Annotated in this window: 15 protein-coding genes; all 15 read left to right on the top strand. The window is 70.7% G+C overall.

Going from position 1 to position 15865, the window contains the following annotated elements; genetic code table 11:
- Window positions 1-3: 3 nt before the first annotated feature.
- Window positions 4-957, top strand: a complete 954-nt coding sequence (locus tag ABVB68_RS12630) for an aromatase/cyclase (RefSeq protein ID WP_353601038.1) — start codon at window positions 4-6, stop codon at window positions 955-957.
- Between the two features lie 560 nt (window positions 958-1517).
- On the top strand, window positions 1518-2942 hold the full coding sequence (locus ABVB68_RS12625) for a condensation domain-containing protein (protein WP_353601037.1): 1425 nt from the start codon (window positions 1518-1520) through the stop codon (window positions 2940-2942).
- A 1056-nt stretch (window positions 2943-3998) separates the two neighbouring features.
- Entirely contained in the window at window positions 3999-5066 is a 1068-nt protein-coding gene (locus tag ABVB68_RS12620) for a type III polyketide synthase (protein WP_353601036.1), read from the top strand.
- A gap of 29 nt (window positions 5067-5095) precedes the next feature.
- Complete coding sequence (locus ABVB68_RS12615) at window positions 5096-5665, top strand: cupin domain-containing protein (RefSeq protein ID WP_353601035.1); 570 nt, start codon at window positions 5096-5098, stop codon at window positions 5663-5665.
- Between the two features lie 5 nt (window positions 5666-5670).
- A complete protein-coding gene (locus ABVB68_RS12610; RefSeq protein ID WP_353601034.1) occupies window positions 5671-6828 on the top strand; it encodes a DegT/DnrJ/EryC1/StrS family aminotransferase in 1158 nt (385 codons plus the stop codon).
- Entirely contained in the window at window positions 6825-7820 is a 996-nt protein-coding gene (locus ABVB68_RS12605; RefSeq protein WP_353601033.1) for an SAM-dependent methyltransferase, read from the top strand. The genes ABVB68_RS12610 and ABVB68_RS12605 overlap by 4 nt, the downstream gene beginning before the upstream one ends.
- 210 nt (window positions 7821-8030) lie before the next feature.
- The gene (gene wrbA / locus ABVB68_RS12600) at window positions 8031-8636 is read left to right on the top strand and encodes an NAD(P)H:quinone oxidoreductase (RefSeq protein WP_353601032.1); all 606 of its coding nucleotides are present in this window, start codon (window positions 8031-8033) and stop codon (window positions 8634-8636) included.
- A gap of 246 nt (window positions 8637-8882) precedes the next feature.
- Entirely contained in the window at window positions 8883-10469 is a 1587-nt protein-coding gene (locus tag ABVB68_RS12595) for a class I adenylate-forming enzyme family protein (protein ID WP_353601031.1), read from the top strand.
- A 59-nt stretch (window positions 10470-10528) separates the two neighbouring features.
- Window positions 10529-11602 (top strand): methyltransferase, encoded by a 1074-nt coding sequence (locus ABVB68_RS12590; protein WP_353601030.1) that lies wholly within the window; start codon window positions 10529-10531, stop codon window positions 11600-11602.
- Window positions 11603-11693: 91 nt separating this feature from the next.
- Window positions 11694-12407 (top strand): AAA family ATPase, encoded by a 714-nt coding sequence (locus tag ABVB68_RS12585; protein ID WP_353601029.1) that lies wholly within the window; start codon window positions 11694-11696, stop codon window positions 12405-12407.
- A 27-nt stretch (window positions 12408-12434) separates the two neighbouring features.
- On the top strand, window positions 12435-13031 hold the full coding sequence (locus ABVB68_RS12580; RefSeq protein WP_353601028.1) for a flavodoxin family protein: 597 nt from the start codon (window positions 12435-12437) through the stop codon (window positions 13029-13031).
- A gap of 21 nt (window positions 13032-13052) precedes the next feature.
- A complete protein-coding gene (locus tag ABVB68_RS12575; protein ID WP_353601027.1) occupies window positions 13053-13463 on the top strand; it encodes a nuclear transport factor 2 family protein in 411 nt (136 codons plus the stop codon).
- Window positions 13464-13533: 70 nt separating this feature from the next.
- Window positions 13534-14541: an AvrD family protein gene (locus ABVB68_RS12570; RefSeq protein ID WP_353601026.1), complete on the top strand. Its 1008-nt coding sequence runs from the start codon at window positions 13534-13536 to the stop codon at window positions 14539-14541.
- Window positions 14538-15551, top strand: a complete 1014-nt coding sequence (locus ABVB68_RS12565; protein WP_353601025.1) for a beta-ketoacyl-ACP synthase III — start codon at window positions 14538-14540, stop codon at window positions 15549-15551. The genes ABVB68_RS12570 and ABVB68_RS12565 overlap by 4 nt, the downstream gene beginning before the upstream one ends.
- A gap of 31 nt (window positions 15552-15582) precedes the next feature.
- Entirely contained in the window at window positions 15583-15831 is a 249-nt protein-coding gene (locus tag ABVB68_RS12560; protein WP_353601024.1) for an acyl carrier protein, read from the top strand.
- The last annotated feature ends 34 nt before the right edge of the window (window positions 15832-15865 follow it).

Raw genomic sequence — 15865 nt, 5'->3', positions numbered from 1 at the left:
CAGATGCCGGTCGCGCGAGTGCACCGCATGGCCGCGGAGGTGACCACATCGGCCCCGGCCGGAGTGCTGTACGGGCTGATCGCCGACGCCACGCAGTGGCCGCTGTTCTTCCCGAACTGCCTGCACGTGGAGCGGCTGGGCTTCGACGGCGCCCACGAGCGGCTGCGCATGTGGGCCATGACGGAGGGCCGGGTCTCCTCCTGGGTGTCCAGCCGCGAACTGGACGTCGGCCGCCGGTGCGTGACGTTCCGTCAGGACCTGACCGACGCGCCCGTCGAGTCCATGACCGGCATGTGGACGATACATCCGCTGGGCGACCGCTGCCGGGTGGTGCTGGAGTACCAGTTCACCGTCACCGGGGACGCCCCGGCCCAGGTGGCCTGGGCGGAGCGGGTCACCCGCGCCAACGGCCGGGACCAGCTGGACCGGCTGGTCTGGATCGCCGAGCGCTGGCCCAGACTGGACGAACTCCAGCTGTCCGTCGAGGACACCGTGCGCCTCGAGGGCTCCGCCGACGCCGCGTTCGACTTCCTCTACCGGGCCGAGGACTGGACCGCCGGCCTGCCGGACGTACGCGGTGTGCGCCTGGTGGAGGACCACCCGGGTGTCCAGATCATGACGGTCGACGGCCTCGCCGGCGACGGCAGCGCACACCACACCGAGTCCGTCCGCATCTGCTTCCCCGGCGCGGGCCGGCTCGTCCACAAGGAGACCGTCACCTCCCCCCTGATGTCGGCACACACCGGCGAGTGGTCGGTGGAGCCCGACGGGTCGGGCGTGAACCTCACCGCCCGGCACCACGTGCTGCTGCGCGAGGACGCCATCGCCGACGTCCTCGGTGCCGGCGCGACCTTGGCCGAGGCGCGGCAGCACGTGCGCGAAGCGCTGAGCGGGCGGGAACACCTCGTCCTCCAGCAGGCGATACGGCATGCCGCGGGCGCGGTGCGGGTGCTGTGACGCCCGGCGGGCACCGGCCGCCGGAAACCGCGGTCCCGACTCTCTGACACCGCGGCCGTCGCCCGCTTGTGCCGTTCGGTGGCTTCCCGACACCGGTGGTGCTGCCCGGTCATGCCGTTCGGTGGCTTCCTTGCGGCGGTGGTGCTGCCCGTTCATGCGTTGGGTGGCTTCCCGACACCGGTGGTGCTGCCCGCTTGTGCCGTTGGGTGGCTTCCTGACGGTGGTGGTGCTGCCCGGTCATGCCGTTGGGTGGCTTCCTGACGGTGGTGGTGCTGCCCGGCCATGCCGTTGGGTGGCTTCCCGACGGTGGTGCCGCTGCCCGGCCGGAGTCATTCGCTCTGCCGCCGCACGAGCCGGCAGGGCAGGCCGGCGGCCGGGCGCCCGGTGGTCGCCCGAGCCGTAGTCCAGAGCTCCTCCACGGAAACTCCAGCGGCGTTGACGCACCGTCAGTTGCATGACGGGGGGACCCGGCACCATACCGGCCGGTGTGCCGCTACCCGGCATCCCTGCGGCCTGCGGTCCCGTCCGGGACGAGGCGGCGACGGCGAGGAGGACGAGACATGGCCAGGTCGGGCCGGTGGCGCCGTGTACGGATCCGCAACGATCGCCGCACAGCGGTGCCCGACAGGGCGGACCGGCCGTCCGTGCCCGTGCCCCGGCAGCGCTGTGACGCACTGCTGGACTCCGCCGCCGACCGGTTCACGGCACGGCACGTCGAGCAGATCTGGTGGCGCTGGCACGGGCCGCTGGACACCGAGAGGTTCGTGTCCGCCTGGCAGTCCGTCGCGGAACGCGAAGCCGTCCTGCGGGCGGCCTTCGAACGGCGGCCGAGTCCGCGCATCGTCTTCCATCCGCACGCCCACACCCAGGTGCTGCGGCACCTCGCCGGCAGCGTCGACTGGGACGAACTGCTGCAGGAGGACCGGCTGCACGGTTTCGACGTCAGCCGTCCCGGCCTGCTGCGGGTCACGCTCGTCGACACCGGCGTACCGGACGGCACCCGGGTCCTGCTCACCTTCCACCACGGTCTGCTGGACGCCCGCAGCGCGTACGTCCTGGTGAACGAGTTCAGCCGTGCCTACCTCGCGGACGGCGTGCTCCCCGGCGGGGAGCGCCGGCCGGACATCCGCGACTGGATGTGCTGGCTGCAGCGTCAGGACACGGCATCGGCACGGGACTTCCTCAGCCGCGTCCTGCCCGCCGGCACGCCCGTCGTCCTGCCGGTCCCGGCCGGTCCCCGTACGCGCCGGCAGGGACGTGGCCGGGCCGAGGCCCGGCTGACCACCGCCGAGGCGAACCGGCTGCACCGCTGGGCGGCCACGCGGGGCCTGCCCGACTCCAGCATGGTCCACGTCGTGTGGGCGCTCCTGCTGTACCGCGCGGCGAAGGCGACCGGACCCGTCCCGGTCTGTTTCGGCGTCACGGCCTCCGGGCGCGGCATCACCCTGGAGAGCGCCGAGCGGCTGGTGGGACCGCTGCGCGCACGCCTGCCGGTGACCGTCCTGGTGGACCCCTCCTGGCCTATCGGCCGGCTGCTGGCCGCGCTGCGCGACCGGGTGCTGGAGATGGCGGCGTACGAATGGGTCTCCACCGGGCAGATCCGGGAGTGGGCCGGCCGGCCCGACTCGTCGCCGCAGAGCTTCGTCTCCCTGGAACACACCCCGTGCTGGCCCGCCGATCTGCGGGCCCAACTCGCCGAGCAGGGCATCCGGTTCGGGCGGCAGCACGCCGGTGGCGCACACCCCGCCGAACCGTTGGCCCTGCTCGTGCGCGGCGACGCCGACGGCTCGCGGAGCCTCGCCGTCGTCCACGACCGGTCCCGCATCGCCGACGCCGACGCGAGCCGGCTGGCCGACCAGTGCGTACGGCTGCTGCGGCATCTGCCCACCCTCGACGGCACCGAGACCGTGGCCGAGGTGCTGGACGCGGCCGCCCCGGAGGAACCACCACACGCGTCCCCGCCACGCCCCGGCCCTGGCCACTGACACATCCCGGCCGCGATCCCAGGCACTCGATGCCCGGCCGCCCAGACAGGTGAGCGGGAGCCACGACCTCGACGCCGGGGACGGGGGAGGGTGAGGATCCGCGCCCTCGGCAGCCTGTGTCCCAGGCCGCCGCACGAGGGCCCCGTGCGCTCGGCGTACCGCGGCCCAGGCCGGTGCGAGTCGCCGTCGACGGGGGCCCAAGGCGCCGTCCACCAGCGGGCCGTCCAGGATGGAGCGGCGTTCCGCCTGTTGTCCACCGGGCCCCGAGCCGCCCACGGCCACGCCACGACGGCAGGCACGGCGTGGCTGCGCCGCAGCAGGGGGGTACAGGCGGCGCCGTACTCCCTTGACCAAGCGTCACAGCTGGGACCGCGCACCGGGAAGAGGGCCTCTGACCTGCGCGTTGCCCCACCCGGCTCCGTACCGGTCCGGGCGCTCCGGCGCGCGTGCCCCGGTGGCCGCGGGGTGAGGCCGCCTTGCGGCGGCTCGAGGAAAGGGCGCTTGCGGTGTGACCTGGGTCACTCCTGGAGGCGCTTGGCGAGGGGGCCCCATCCGTGTCACGATTTCCGCACACCTCCCCTGCCCGAAAACAGCCGCAAGGCAGTGGATCGGCTGTCGTCCGCCGCTTCCCCGCGGGCGGGACCAGGCGAGATCCCCGTCTCCGTGAACCACGGCAGTCGCCTTCGTCCTCCGGGCAGTCGAAGTCCCTTCCCTTTCTTGAAGGACCTCTCGAGGCACCTCTTGAAGGACAGGGGCGACTCGCCGCCGACGCTTCTCCTCCGGCCAACCGCCACCACCGCCTGCCCGTGGCCGCACCCGTCAAACGCACGGCCCACGGACAAGCGGCGCCCCGGACCCGGAGGAAGAGCCCGCCAGGGCCCGTGGCGTCCGGCCGGGAGTCGCCACCTGCCCGCCCAGCTCATCGGCGGGCATGTCAGGCCACCGTGAAGAACCTCGTCGACAACCACACCGAGGGATGGCGCACAAGGCGACCCACATCGAGCTCAACGCCCCACGGCCCTTGCTGTCGAGACTCTAAAGAAGTGGATTCCGGATATGCCGAGGCTATGCAAGCCGGCGATGAACGCACCCGAACACATCATCACAGTGGAAGAGACTCTGGAATTTGCCGAAAGAGCACATGCCGGCAAGCCGCAGCTTGCTCTGGCGCTCCGTCTGATCCGCAACACGGGCGTGAAGAAGCGGCACATCGTCCAGCCCATCGAGAAGACGCTGCACCACCCGGGTTTCGAAGAGCGCAACCGCATCTACGAGGTCGAGTCGAAGAAGCGCACGCCCCAGGTCATCGAGCAGGCCCTGGCCAACGCCGAGGTGAACGCCCGAGACATCGACGCGATCATCTACGTCTCGTGCACCGGCTTCCTGATGCCGTCCCTGACGGCGTGGCTGATCAACACGATGGGCTTCCGCTCCGACACCCGGCAGATACCCATCGCCCAGCTGGGCTGTGCGGCCGGCGGTGCGGCGATCAACCGGGCCCACGACTTCTGCATGGCCCATCCCGGCAGCAACGTCCTGATCGTCTCCTGCGAACTGTGCTCGCTGTGCTACCAGCCGGAGGCGGACGACATCGGCTCGCTGCTGTCCGACGGCCTGTTCGGTGACGCCGTCGCGGCCGCCGTGGTGCGCGACGAGGGCGGCGTCGGCATCGAGCTGGAGCGCAACGCCTCCTACCTCATCCCGGACACCGAGGACTGGATCTCCTACGCCGTCAAGGACACGGGCTTCCACTTCCAGCTCGACCGCCGCGTGCCCGGCACGATGGAGCCGCTCGCCCCGGTCCTGCGCGAGCTGGCCAAGGACCACAGCTGGGACGCCGGCAAGCTCGACTTCTACATCATCCACGCCGGCGGTCCGCGCATCCTCGACGACCTCGCCAAGTTCCTCGAGGTCGACCGTGACGTGTTCCGCCACAGCTGGTCGACCCTGAGCGAGTACGGCAACATCGCCAGCGCCGTCGTGCTCGAAGCCGCCCGCAGGCTGTTCGAGGAGGACACCCCGGCGCCCGGTGCCACCGGCCTCATCGCCGGCTTCGGTCCCGGCATCACCGCCGAGATGGCGCTCGGCACCTGGGCCGTGGACGTCCCGCAGACCATCGTCTGAGCCCCGCACGGACAAAGGAAGCGAAGCATATGACTGACCTCATCGTGCCGGCAGGCGCTGGGCGCAAGCTGGTCACCCCGGCGCAGGAGGTGACCTTCAAGGCCACGAAGGAGATGGGATCCTCCGTCTCGATCTTCGAGGTGGTCGTTCCGCCCGGGTTCGATGTCGGGGCGCACGTGCACAACCGGTCCCAGGAGTTCTTCTACGTCCTGGACGGCGAGCTGGACCTGCTGTGCTTCGAGCCGACCGAGCGTACGTCGGACACCTGGCACCACTGGGAGTCCCCCAAGGGCGACCGCGTCGTCCGTGCCGGTGAGGGCAGTTGCATGTTCGTGCCGGCCGGCACCCCGCACGCGTTCCGCAACGCCACGGACAAGCCGGTGAAGATGCTCTTCCAGTGCTTCCCGTCGCCCGAGCACGAAGCCTACTTCGAAGAGATCGCGGAGATCTGGTCGCGCGGCACCGCCGTGGACCCCGCGGCGGTGGAGGCCATGCGCCGGCGGTACGACGTCAGCCAGCTCACGCCGCTGCGCTTCGAGCCGCCGACGGTCGCCGGGATCCCCGGCCAGGAAACGAACGCGAAGCGGAGCGAGAGGTGACCACGATGGACCCGATCCCCCTGGTGCACGCGAGCCTGGGCGAGCAGGAACTGGCAGCCGTCGCCGAGGTGTTCGCCTCCGGCTGGCCGGCCGGACAGGGACCGAGGGGCAAGGCCCTGGAGGCCCAGCTGGTCGCGCGGTACGGCGTCGGCGACGCCGTCGCGATGTGCAACGCCGGCGCGGCGCTGCACGTCTCCCTGCTCGCGCTCGGGGTCAAGCCGGGTGACGAGGTGATCGTCGCCGACTACGGGTTCCCGGCGCCCGCGCACGCCGTGCGCTACCTCGACGCGGTCCCCGTCTGCGCCGACGTGCGCGCCGACACCGGCACCATCGACCCGCAGGCCGTGGCCGACCTGATCACGCCCCGCACCGTCGGTGTGATCGCGGTGGACACGGTCGGCATCCCCGCCGACTACGTCGAACTGCAGGCCATCGCCGACCGCCACGGCCTGTTCGTCATCGAGGACGCCGCCTGCGCGGTGGGCGCGAAGTACCAGGGCCGCGAGGCGGGCGCGCTCACCGAGGTGGGCGTCCTGTCCTTCCACGGGCGCAAGGGCGCCAGCAGCGGTGAGGGCGGCGCACTGCTCGCCGCCGACCCGAAGATCGGCGCCGACGCGCGGCTGCGCTCCTCCTTCGGCATCGGCAGCATCTTCGACATGGGCAAGGTCGTCGGCCTGCCCATCCCCGAGTTCACCCAGATCGGCTACAACTACAAGCTCTCCGACATCGCCGCGGCCATCCTGCAGGTGCAGCTGGGCCGGATCGACGAGCTGCTGGCCCGCCGCGACGCCGTCGCCCGGCAGTACGCCGAACTGCTCGCCGACGAAGAGCTGCTGACGGTGCCGTACGTGCCGGAGGACCGTACCCACGCCTGGCAGACGTACATGGTGACGCTGGATCCGGGCGTGGACCGGGCGGCCGTCGCCACCGAACTGCGCGGCAAGGGCATCGGCTGCGGACACGGCACGTTCGCGGCCCACATACAGCCCGTCTTCGAGTCGAAGCACACGTGCCCGGTCTCGGCCGATCTCTACCGGCGCCATCTCGCCATACCCATGCACGCGGAACTCAGCACCCACCAGGTCGAACGGGTCGTCGATGCCCTGCGCAGCGCCGTCCGGACCCACTCGGTGCCCAGCCGGACCCTTGGAGGGGCAGCATGACGGATCATCAGCCGGCACCGGACGGGGTACTGCGCCTGATCAACGGCTACTGGGCCACCGGCGTCGTCGGCGCCGCGGCCGCCCACTCGCTCTTCACCCACCTCGAGAACGGCGCGGACACCGCGGCGAAGCTGGCCATGCGCGCCGGCATCGCCGAGCGGGGGGCCCAGACCCTCCTCGACGGACTGCTCGGCGTGGGCCTGGTCGAGCTGCACGAGGGCAGGTACCGCAACACACCCGAGGCGTCGGCGTACCTGGTCGACGGCAAGCCCACCTCCCTGAGCAGCTTCGCCCAGCTGAAGCTGAAGCACATGGGCAGCCTCGTCGCGCTGCCCGAGGTGGTCGGTGCCGGTGGGCCGGTGACGAACCCGACGACCGAGGTGGCCCGCAACCCGCACTGGGAGGAGATCGTCCCGGCCATCGCGGCGCAGTCGGTCCCCGCCGCGACGGTCGCGGCCGAGGTGCTCGGGCTGGCCGACGCCGGCGAGATCTCGATCCTCGACGTGGGCGGCGGCTCGGGCATCTACTCGGCCATCTGGCTGCAGACCAACCAGGCCGCCCGCTCGACCCAGCTCGACTGGGAGCCGATCAACGCGATCGCGCGCCGGCTGCTGGCGGAACGGGGCGTGGCCGACCGCTTCACCACCGTCGACGGGGACTTCCACACCACCGACTTCGGCACCGCGAAGTACGACGTCGCGCTGTACTCCCACATCGCCCATCAGGAGGGGCCGGAGGACAACGTCGCCGTCTTCGCCCGCCTGCGGGACGCCCTCAAGCCCGGTGGCGCCGTGGTGATCTGCGACTACGTCGTCGACGACGACCGCAGTGGCCCGGCTTTCCCGCTGATCTTCGCCGCGGAAATGCTGCTCAAGAGCAAGCAGGGCGGTACCTGGCGGCAGTCCGACTACCGCGACTGGCTCGTCAAGGCCGGATTCAAGGATGTCTCGTTTCATTCGGCACCGCCCGCCACCTTGGTCATCGCTCGATAGGATGAATTCGGTTCGCCGCACGTGGGGGGTGTCGGCCGCGTAAAAGCGGTCCGGCCTTAGAGCGCGCACAACGCACCCATTCCGACTGCCGTTTCCCCCGTGCTCCAGTCGCATCCCCCTGTCGAAATCCGGGGTCGAAAAAAGCTCTGCCGCTGTCGGGCGAACGGACAACGGCGCCGCCAGGTAGCAAGCGAGAAAAGGAAACCGATCGTGGAATCCGTGAACGTAGCCATCATCTACTACAGCGCCTCCGGTACGGTGCACGCCCTGGCGAAGGCCGCTGCGGAGGGAGCGGAGAAGGCCGGCGCGACGGTGCGCCTGCGCAAGGTCCGCGAGACCGCCCCGCAGGAGGCCATCAACTCCAACCCGGCCTGGGCCCAGCACGTCACGGACAGCGCCGACGTCACCGAGGCCACCCTCGACGACCTCGCCTGGGCCGACGCGCTGCTGCTCGGCACCCCCACCCGCTTCGGCAACGTGTCCGCCCAGCTGAAGGCGTTCATCGACACCGCCGGCCCGCTGTGGCAGCAGGGCAAGCTCGCCAACAAGGTCTGCTCGGCCTTCACCTCCACCGGCACCACGCACGGCGGCCGGGAGTCCACGATCCTGGCGATGAGCAACACCTTCTACCACTGGGGCGGCATCATCGTGCCGCCCGGCTACACCGACCCCATCCAGTTCCAGACGGGCACCCCCTACGGCACCGCCGCCGGGTCCGGCGCGCCCGCCGACGAGATCCTGCAGGCGATCCGCTACCAGGCCCGGCGTGTCGTGGACACCGCGGCCGCGCTCAAGGCCGGCCGCGCCACCGCCTGACGCCCACCGCGGGTGACGTCGCCTCGGACGACGTGACCCCCTGACCCGAGCCACCGTCGCAGCGGCGGTCCCTGGCATCCGTGCCCGGGGCCGCCGCTGCGGTCGTTCGCGGCCGAGCCTGCGCGGCACGGGCGCCCCCGGCGCACCCATGTGTCCCGGCGCTCGCCGCATGTGTCGTCCCGGCAGCCGCACCGAGCCGGCGACACCCGACGCATGTCCCCCGACCACCGCAAAGGAGACAGCCCGATGAAGGGCTCTGTGGCCTACCGATCGATACAGAAGCGCGGTCTTCACATCGGCCTGCTGCCGGCGATGGCCGCGGCCGTCAACGGGGCGACGCCGATCACTCTCGACCACGATCTGGACGTCCTCCCGGAGGTGGGTCGGCACCTGACGGTCTCCCGGCTCGCCGAGCTGGTCGACGACCTGGCGGCGCGCCTGTGGGCGGCCGGTGTGCGGACGGACGAGCACATCGTGCTGCACAAGAGGCCGAACGCCGATGTGTGGGTGCTGGCCTGTGCCGCGTCCCGGATCGGCGCGGTGCCGGTGATGCTCTCGCCCAGCCTGGACGCGGCGACCGTCGGCGCCCTGCTGGAGCGGGTGGACCGGCCCAACCTGCTGACCGACGAGCACAAACTCGACGTGCTCTCCGAGCTGCCGCTCGCGGAACTGACCCGCCGGGTGATCATCGTGTCCGGTGAACGGCCGGAGACGATCTCACTGGGCAAGCTCGCCGGCTCGCCCCGGATCAAGCCGGTGGTGCGGCCCATCGACGAAGCAGCGGTGATCACCCACACCTCGGGCACCACCGGGCTGCCCAAGCTCGTCGTGCACACCCCCCGCACCCAGGGCATCCGGCTCAAGCCCCAGTGGCGGCTGCTCTCGCTCATGCGCAAGCGGGAGAACGTCGCGATCCACATCCCCTTCGTGCACTCCCGGAACGTCGCGGCGATGGCCCTGGCGCTCCTGAAGGAGATGCCGGTGCTCCTCATGAACGAGTCGGACCCCGACACGGTCGCCGAGCTGTTCCTGCGGAACCGGCCCGGACTCGTCGAGGCGCTGCCCAACTCGCTGATGGCCTGGGAAGGCCTGGCCGAGGACCCGCGCAGGCCGTTCTCCTCGGTGAAGTACTTCAGCAGCACCTTCGACGCGATCCACCCCGGGACGATGAGCAAGCTGCTCAAGTCGTCCGACCGGCGGGGGGCGCTGTTCTTCCAGATCTACGGCCAGAGCGAGGTCGGGCCCGCCGTCGGCCGCGCCTACTTCCGCAACTCCGCCCACAAGGCGAACGGCCGCTGCGTGGGCTGGCGGATGCCCCTCGGCTCGGCCAGGGTCCGCGTCGTCAGCCGGGACGGCAACCGGCCGACCGAGCAGAACCCGGGCCGCATCGAGGTCGCCTGGCCCGGCCTGGCCAAGACCTACTTCGCCGAGCAGGAGCGCTACGACGACAACCGGGACGGTGAGTGGTGGGGGACCGGCGACGTCGGCTACTTCACCAGGTTCGGCTGCCTGCACATGCTCGACCGCGAGGTCGACATGATCCCCGGAGTCCGCAGCTCCCTGGAGATCGAGGACCGCGTCCTGAGCCGGCTGCCGGAGCTGAGCGAGCTGGTCATCGTCCACGGGGCCGGCTCCGAGGCCGTACCGGTGATCTGCACCCACGACGACCAGCCGCTGGACCCCGGCCGCTGGCGCTCGGCCGTCACCGACTACCCCCAGCTCGCCGAGCCGATCCACATCCCGCAGGCGGAGCTGCCCCGCACCGGCACCCTCAAGGTGCAGCGCCTCGCCCTGGCGGACCGGCTCAAGGACCGGCTCGGGAACCGGGCGTGACCCGCGATCAGCAGGCCGGCACGACGGCGGAAACTACCTACGCGAAAGAGACGAGTCCAATGACATCGGAAGCCACGCTCGCCCGATTCCGTGAGTACATGGTGGGCCCCTCGCGGTTCATGACCTTGCTGTCCAGCTTCGAGCTCGGCCTCGTCGACAAGATCCGCCAGACCCCGGGCGTGACGGCGGCCGAGCTGGGCGAGGCGGTCGGCGCCAAGGCCGACGCCGTCGAGCAGCTCCTCCTGCTGCTGGTCAAGGAGGACTTCGTCGTCCAGGACCAGGCGTCCGGCGGCTACACCCTCGGGGCCCTCGCCGACGTCGCCGAGAAGGACCTGAAGCGCGCCCTCGCCTACATGAACATGATCAAGGTGGTGGCGCTGCGGCAGCTGTTCTACCTCACCGAGAGCACCCGGACCGGCTCACTCGTCGGGCTCAAGGAGCTGTACGGGGTCGACGAAGGCACCCTGTACGGCGCCGTGGCCGAGCACCGGGACCTGCGGGACGCCTGGGCGAACCTGATGAACACGGTCACCGCCCACATCGACCCCTGGTTCTTCGCCAACGTCGACATCCCCGCCGGCGCCCAGGTGCTCGACCTCGCCGGCAACACCGGCCTCGGCGCGATCCACACCTACCGGCACAAGGCCTCTCCCGGGCTGCGGGTCACCACCTTCGACCTGCCGGAGAAGGAGACCGAGGCCCTGGAGAACTTCAAGGCCCACGGGGTCGCCGAACACTGCTCCTTCATCGGCGGCGACGTCTTCGACGGCATCCCCAAGGGCTTCGACATCGTCCTGATCAAGCACTTCCTGGACATGTTCGACAAGGACGACGTGGTCCGGATCCTCAAGGGCGTGAACGCCTCCCTCGAGGTCGGTGGCCAGGTCGACATCATGGTGCCGGTGTACCCGGAGGACATCACGGACACCGACAACTACAACGTCGACTTCTTCCCGGCCTTCTTCATCGGCTGCGCCATGGGCCAGGGCGGACCGCAGAAGCTGTCGACCTATCAGAGCTGGCTGGAGGAGTGCGGCTTCAAGGTGACGAAGGCGATCACCAAGGACGCCTCCGAGATTCCGCCGGACGTCATCCCGGTCCAGGCCATCCTGTCTGCGACGAAGGTCGCCTGACCGGCCGAGTCCGGATCCCCTCCGACACCGCGGGGACGCCCGGACCGGCACCCGGGCGCCCCGCCGGGGACCCTCACCATCTGGAGCACTCGTGAAGATAGCTGTGTCCGGCACATACTCCTCGGGCAAGACCTCGACGGTGATGGCCCTGTCGCACTACACCGGCGTCCCGCGCAGCCTGGCCCGCACGATCCGGGAGATCATGCCCGAGACCTTCCCGGGCCTGAAGCTGGCGGACGTCACGCCGGCGCAGTTCCTCCAGCTCACGCTCCGCCGGCACACCGGCCGGGCCGTCCAGGAGGCGCTGCTCGGGGACGACTTCATCTCGGACGGCTCCTCCCTGCAGGAATGGCTGTACGGGGTGGGCCGGGTCAGGTTCGGCACCATGAACCCGAACGCCACCGCCGGCAACGAGGGCGGCCGGGCGACCGAGGTCCCGGCCGAGATGGCCTTCTTCGCCCAGGTCGTCGACCAGTACGGGCAGGCCTTCAAACACCACGTCAAGAACACGTACGACGCCTACGTCCACCTGCGGCACGAACTGCCGATCGACGCGGACGGCCACCGGCCCATGAACAACGAGTTCCGCGCGACCATCGACACGATGCTGCTGGCCACGCTGGACGAACTCCGGATCCCGTACCACGTGGTCGGCGGAGACATGGCCGAGCGCCTGGAGACCATCGCCCGGATCTTCGGCCTGAAGCCGGTCATGAGCACGGCCGAGGCCATCGAGCTGGCCCGGCAGGAATACGGCCGGCAGGACTTCCGTATGGAGACCGAGCGGATTCCCGCCCGGACGTGAGCTGTCCACTTCCTAGGAGAACGACCGATGGAGAACCCGCCCACACTGGCCATCGCCTACCACTCCGGCAGAGGCCACACCGACGTCCTGGCACAGGCGGTCCGAGCCGGTGCCGAAGCCGCGGGCGCCGAGGTGAACATGGTGACGGTCGAGGCCATGGACGACACCAAGTGGGAGACACTCGACGCGGCCGACGCCATCGTGTTCGGAGCGCCCACCTACATGGGATCGGCGTCCGGGCAGTTCCACATGTTCGCCGCGTCGACCAACAAGCGCTGGGGCCGGCAGGCCTGGAAGGACAAGCTCGGCTCGGGCTTCACCATCGGCGCCTGCAAGGCCGGGGACAAGGATTCCACCCTCGGCTACTTCGCGACCCTCGGTCACCAGCACGGGATGATCTGGGTCAGCCTCGGACTGCTCCCCGGCTGGCACCTCAGCCATGAGAGCGAGAACGACCTGAACCGGCTCGGCTATTTCAACGGAGCGGCCGGCACCCTGCCCGGCGACCTGCCCGCCGACGAGATCCACAAGGCGGACATCGCCACGGCCGAGCACCTCGGGCGGCGTGTCACCGAACAGACGGCGATCTACCTCGCCGGACGCGCGGCCCTGGCAAACCGGTAACCACGAGCGGAGAGAAGTGACATGACGACAGAGCAGCAGTCCACCCAGGCGGTCCTGGACTCGTTCTTCGAGAAGTTCGGGGCCGGCGATCTGCCGGGTCTGCTGGACCTGTTCGCCGAGAAGGTGGACTTCCGCGTCCTGGGAAGCCCCGACGTGCCGTGGACGGGCGTACGCACCACCAAGGCGGAGATCCCCGAGTTCTTCCAGATCTTCCCCAAGGTGCTGACCGGACCGGAGAGCTTCGCCCTCAACGCCCGCCTCGTCGACGGCGAGCACGCGGTGGTGACGGCGGAAGCCGTCTTCGGTGTCCTGTCCACCGGAAAGAGGTTCACCAACACCTACGCCCTGCACGTCACCGTCGAGAACGGCCGCATCACCCGCTACCACATGTACGAAGACAGCTACGCCATCGCGGAAGCATTCGCCGAGTGACCCGCAGCGGGCGCTGAACACCTCGCCCGCGGGTCCGGACGGCGCTTCTTCGGCGAGACATGGAGCGCCCGTGCCCACTCTGAAATACGCCTCCATAGACGACTTCCTCGGCCCACGCGAAACACGGTTCCTCGGTGAGGGATTCAAGCGGGTCGAGCACTCCCTGAGCGACCTCACGGTGACGCCCGGGGACGAAGGCGCCGGAGGGATCGAAGCGACGGCCCACATCGCCGTTCCCGGCCTCTGGTCGCGCAAGGGCGACCAGCAGCCGAAGCCCCATCTGAGCACCATCGACGCGATGCTCTTCGCCGCCCGGCTCACCGGCCTGTACGCGGCCCACACGACCGGGCTCACGCCCGACGCGTGGTTCACCGTACAGTCCGTCGACCTGCGGGCCGGCTCCAGTCCGGACGAGGACGACCTCGCGAGGTTCCCCGTGAGTGGGCGGCTCGTGGCCGCCGACCGCAGCGGACAGGCGTGGTCGACCACGCTGGACTGCCGCATCGGGTCGCTGACGGCCAGGGTGTGCGCCCGGCACAGCGCCGGCCGCACCCCGGCCACCCGAGGCCGGGCCCACCACCTGGCCGGGGATCTGCCCGGCCCCTGGAACGACGCGCCGTTCGGTCTCCCGCACGGCGCCCGGCACCAGTTGCTCACAGCGGTCGGTGTCACGGTGAACAGCGCGGACGACGTCCACGCCTCCGCGCGGGCCGAGTTGACCCCGGTCCGGGCGAAAGCCGTCCCGGAGGGCACCCCGGCCACCATGATCGACGCGTTCGTCGCCGTCCTCCAGCTCGGCCAGGTCCTCCTGTACGCGCTGGACGGCATCGACCGCGCCGCCAGCAACAACCTGTGGATGCGGCGTACCCGCGTCACGGCCGGACCCACCCCCACCCGGCCGACGGACGTGGTGACCGCCTCGCTCCGGCAGACCAGGCTCCTGCCGTCGCCGACCGGTGTCTGGCGGACGGCGGAGGTGGTCGGCAGCCTGCACGGCGTCCAGGCCCGGGCCGCCGTCGCACACCTGCTGCCGGAGACCTCACCCAGCGTCAACCCGCCTGAAGGGGGAGGCCGATGAGTACCCACGCGGCCGTACTGACCGGCCTCGGCGGCTACCTGCCGCCCCGCACGGTCACCAACGAAGAACTGTCGGACCGCCTCGACACCAGCGACGAGTGGATCCGCAAGCGGACCGGTATCCGGCAGCGGCACGTCGTCGACCCCGGAGTGGCCACCGGCGACCTCGCCGTCGAGGCGGGACACCGGGCACTGAAGTCGGCCGGGGCCCAGGGATGGAACGCCGTCGACATGGTGGTCGTGGCCACCACCACACCGGACCATCCGCTGCCCGGCACCGCGCCGAACGTCGCCGCCCGGCTGGGTCTCGGCCCGGTCGCCGCCCTCGACGTACAGGCCGGATGCTCGGGATTCGTGTACGCGCTGGCCACCGCCACCGCCGCGCTCGCCGCAGGTCACGCCGAAGGCGTCCTCGTCATCGGCGCGGAGGTCTTCTCCAACGTGCTGAACCCGGCCGACCGCACCACCGCGGTCATCTTCGGCGACGGCGCCGGCGCCATCGTCCTGCGGGCCGGCGACCGCGACGAGCCCGGTGCCGTACTGGGCGTCGACCTGGGCTCCGACGGCACCGGCCTGGAGCTGGCCACCATCCCCGGCGGCGGAGCCCGGCAGCGGGCCTCCGGCCGGCAGCCGCGTCCCGACGAGGGGTATGTGCAGATGAACGGCAAGGAGATCTTCCTCCAGGCCGTCCGCCGGATGGCGGCGTCCTCGTCGGCCGTGCTCGGCAAGGTGGGCTGGAGCGTCGACCAGATCGACCATGTCGTCGGCCACCAGGCCAACCTGCGCATCCTGCACTCGCTGGCGCAGCAACTGGGCGTGGACAAGCGGCGCGTGGTGTCCCACATCGAGTCGGCCGGCAACACCTCGGCCGCCTCCATCCCGCTGGCCCTGGCCGACGCCGCGGCCCGCAGCCGCTTCCGGCCCCACGACCGGCTGCTGCTGACCGCCTTCGGCGCCGGGCTGACCTGGGGCTCCGCCGCCCTCACCTGGCCGCAGACCACCCTCGTCTGACAGCACCGCCGCTCCCCGAGAAGGAAGTCCCATGACCAACCGGACCGGCATACAGCCCGAGCCCATACTCGACGTCCTCAAGACGCAGTTCGAGGTCCCCGCCGAGACGACCGCCGACACCGGCTTCGAGAGCCTCGACCTGGATTCCCTGGTCCTGATCGAGCTGGCGGTCATCCTGACCAAGCAGTACGGCATCGACGTGGCCGGAGAGGAGCTGGCCGCGGCCGGCAACGTGGCCAAGGTCGCCGAACTGCTGACGGCGAAGGGCACCGGCAGCTGAGCCAACGCCACGCTCGCTCCTGCGTATTCATGCG

The organism is Streptomyces sp. NPDC096012, from assembly GCF_040426375.1.
Classification (GTDB): domain Bacteria; phylum Actinomycetota; class Actinomycetes; order Streptomycetales; family Streptomycetaceae; genus Streptomyces.
The sequence above is the reverse complement of the archived record's forward strand: the minus strand, read 5'-3'. Positions and strand labels throughout refer to the sequence as shown.

Excerpts from the sequence above, each read along its gene's own strand:
- ABVB68_RS12610 (WP_353601034.1), top strand. The coding sequence starts at position 5,671 with ATGGACCCGATCCCCCTGGTGCACGCGAGCCTGGGCGAGCAGGAACTG.
- ABVB68_RS12620 (WP_353601036.1), top strand. The coding sequence starts at position 3,999 with ATGCCGAGGCTATGCAAGCCGGCGATGAACGCACCCGAACACATCATC.
- ABVB68_RS12560 (WP_353601024.1), top strand. The coding sequence starts at position 15,583 with ATGACCAACCGGACCGGCATACAGCCCGAGCCCATACTCGACGTCCTC.
- ABVB68_RS12595 (WP_353601031.1), top strand. The coding sequence starts at position 8,883 with ATGAAGGGCTCTGTGGCCTACCGATCGATACAGAAGCGCGGTCTTCAC.
- ABVB68_RS12590 (WP_353601030.1), top strand. The coding sequence starts at position 10,529 with ATGACATCGGAAGCCACGCTCGCCCGATTCCGTGAGTACATGGTGGGC.
- ABVB68_RS12565 (WP_353601025.1), top strand. The coding sequence starts at position 14,538 with ATGAGTACCCACGCGGCCGTACTGACCGGCCTCGGCGGCTACCTGCCG.
- ABVB68_RS12615 (WP_353601035.1), top strand. The coding sequence starts at position 5,096 with ATGACTGACCTCATCGTGCCGGCAGGCGCTGGGCGCAAGCTGGTCACC.
- ABVB68_RS12575 (WP_353601027.1), top strand. The coding sequence starts at position 13,053 with ATGACGACAGAGCAGCAGTCCACCCAGGCGGTCCTGGACTCGTTCTTC.
- ABVB68_RS12580 (WP_353601028.1), top strand. The coding sequence starts at position 12,435 with ATGGAGAACCCGCCCACACTGGCCATCGCCTACCACTCCGGCAGAGGC.
- ABVB68_RS12625 (WP_353601037.1), top strand. The coding sequence starts at position 1,518 with ATGGCCAGGTCGGGCCGGTGGCGCCGTGTACGGATCCGCAACGATCGC.
- ABVB68_RS12605 (WP_353601033.1), top strand. The coding sequence starts at position 6,825 with ATGACGGATCATCAGCCGGCACCGGACGGGGTACTGCGCCTGATCAAC.
- ABVB68_RS12630 (WP_353601038.1), top strand. The coding sequence starts at position 4 with ATGCCGGTCGCGCGAGTGCACCGCATGGCCGCGGAGGTGACCACATCG.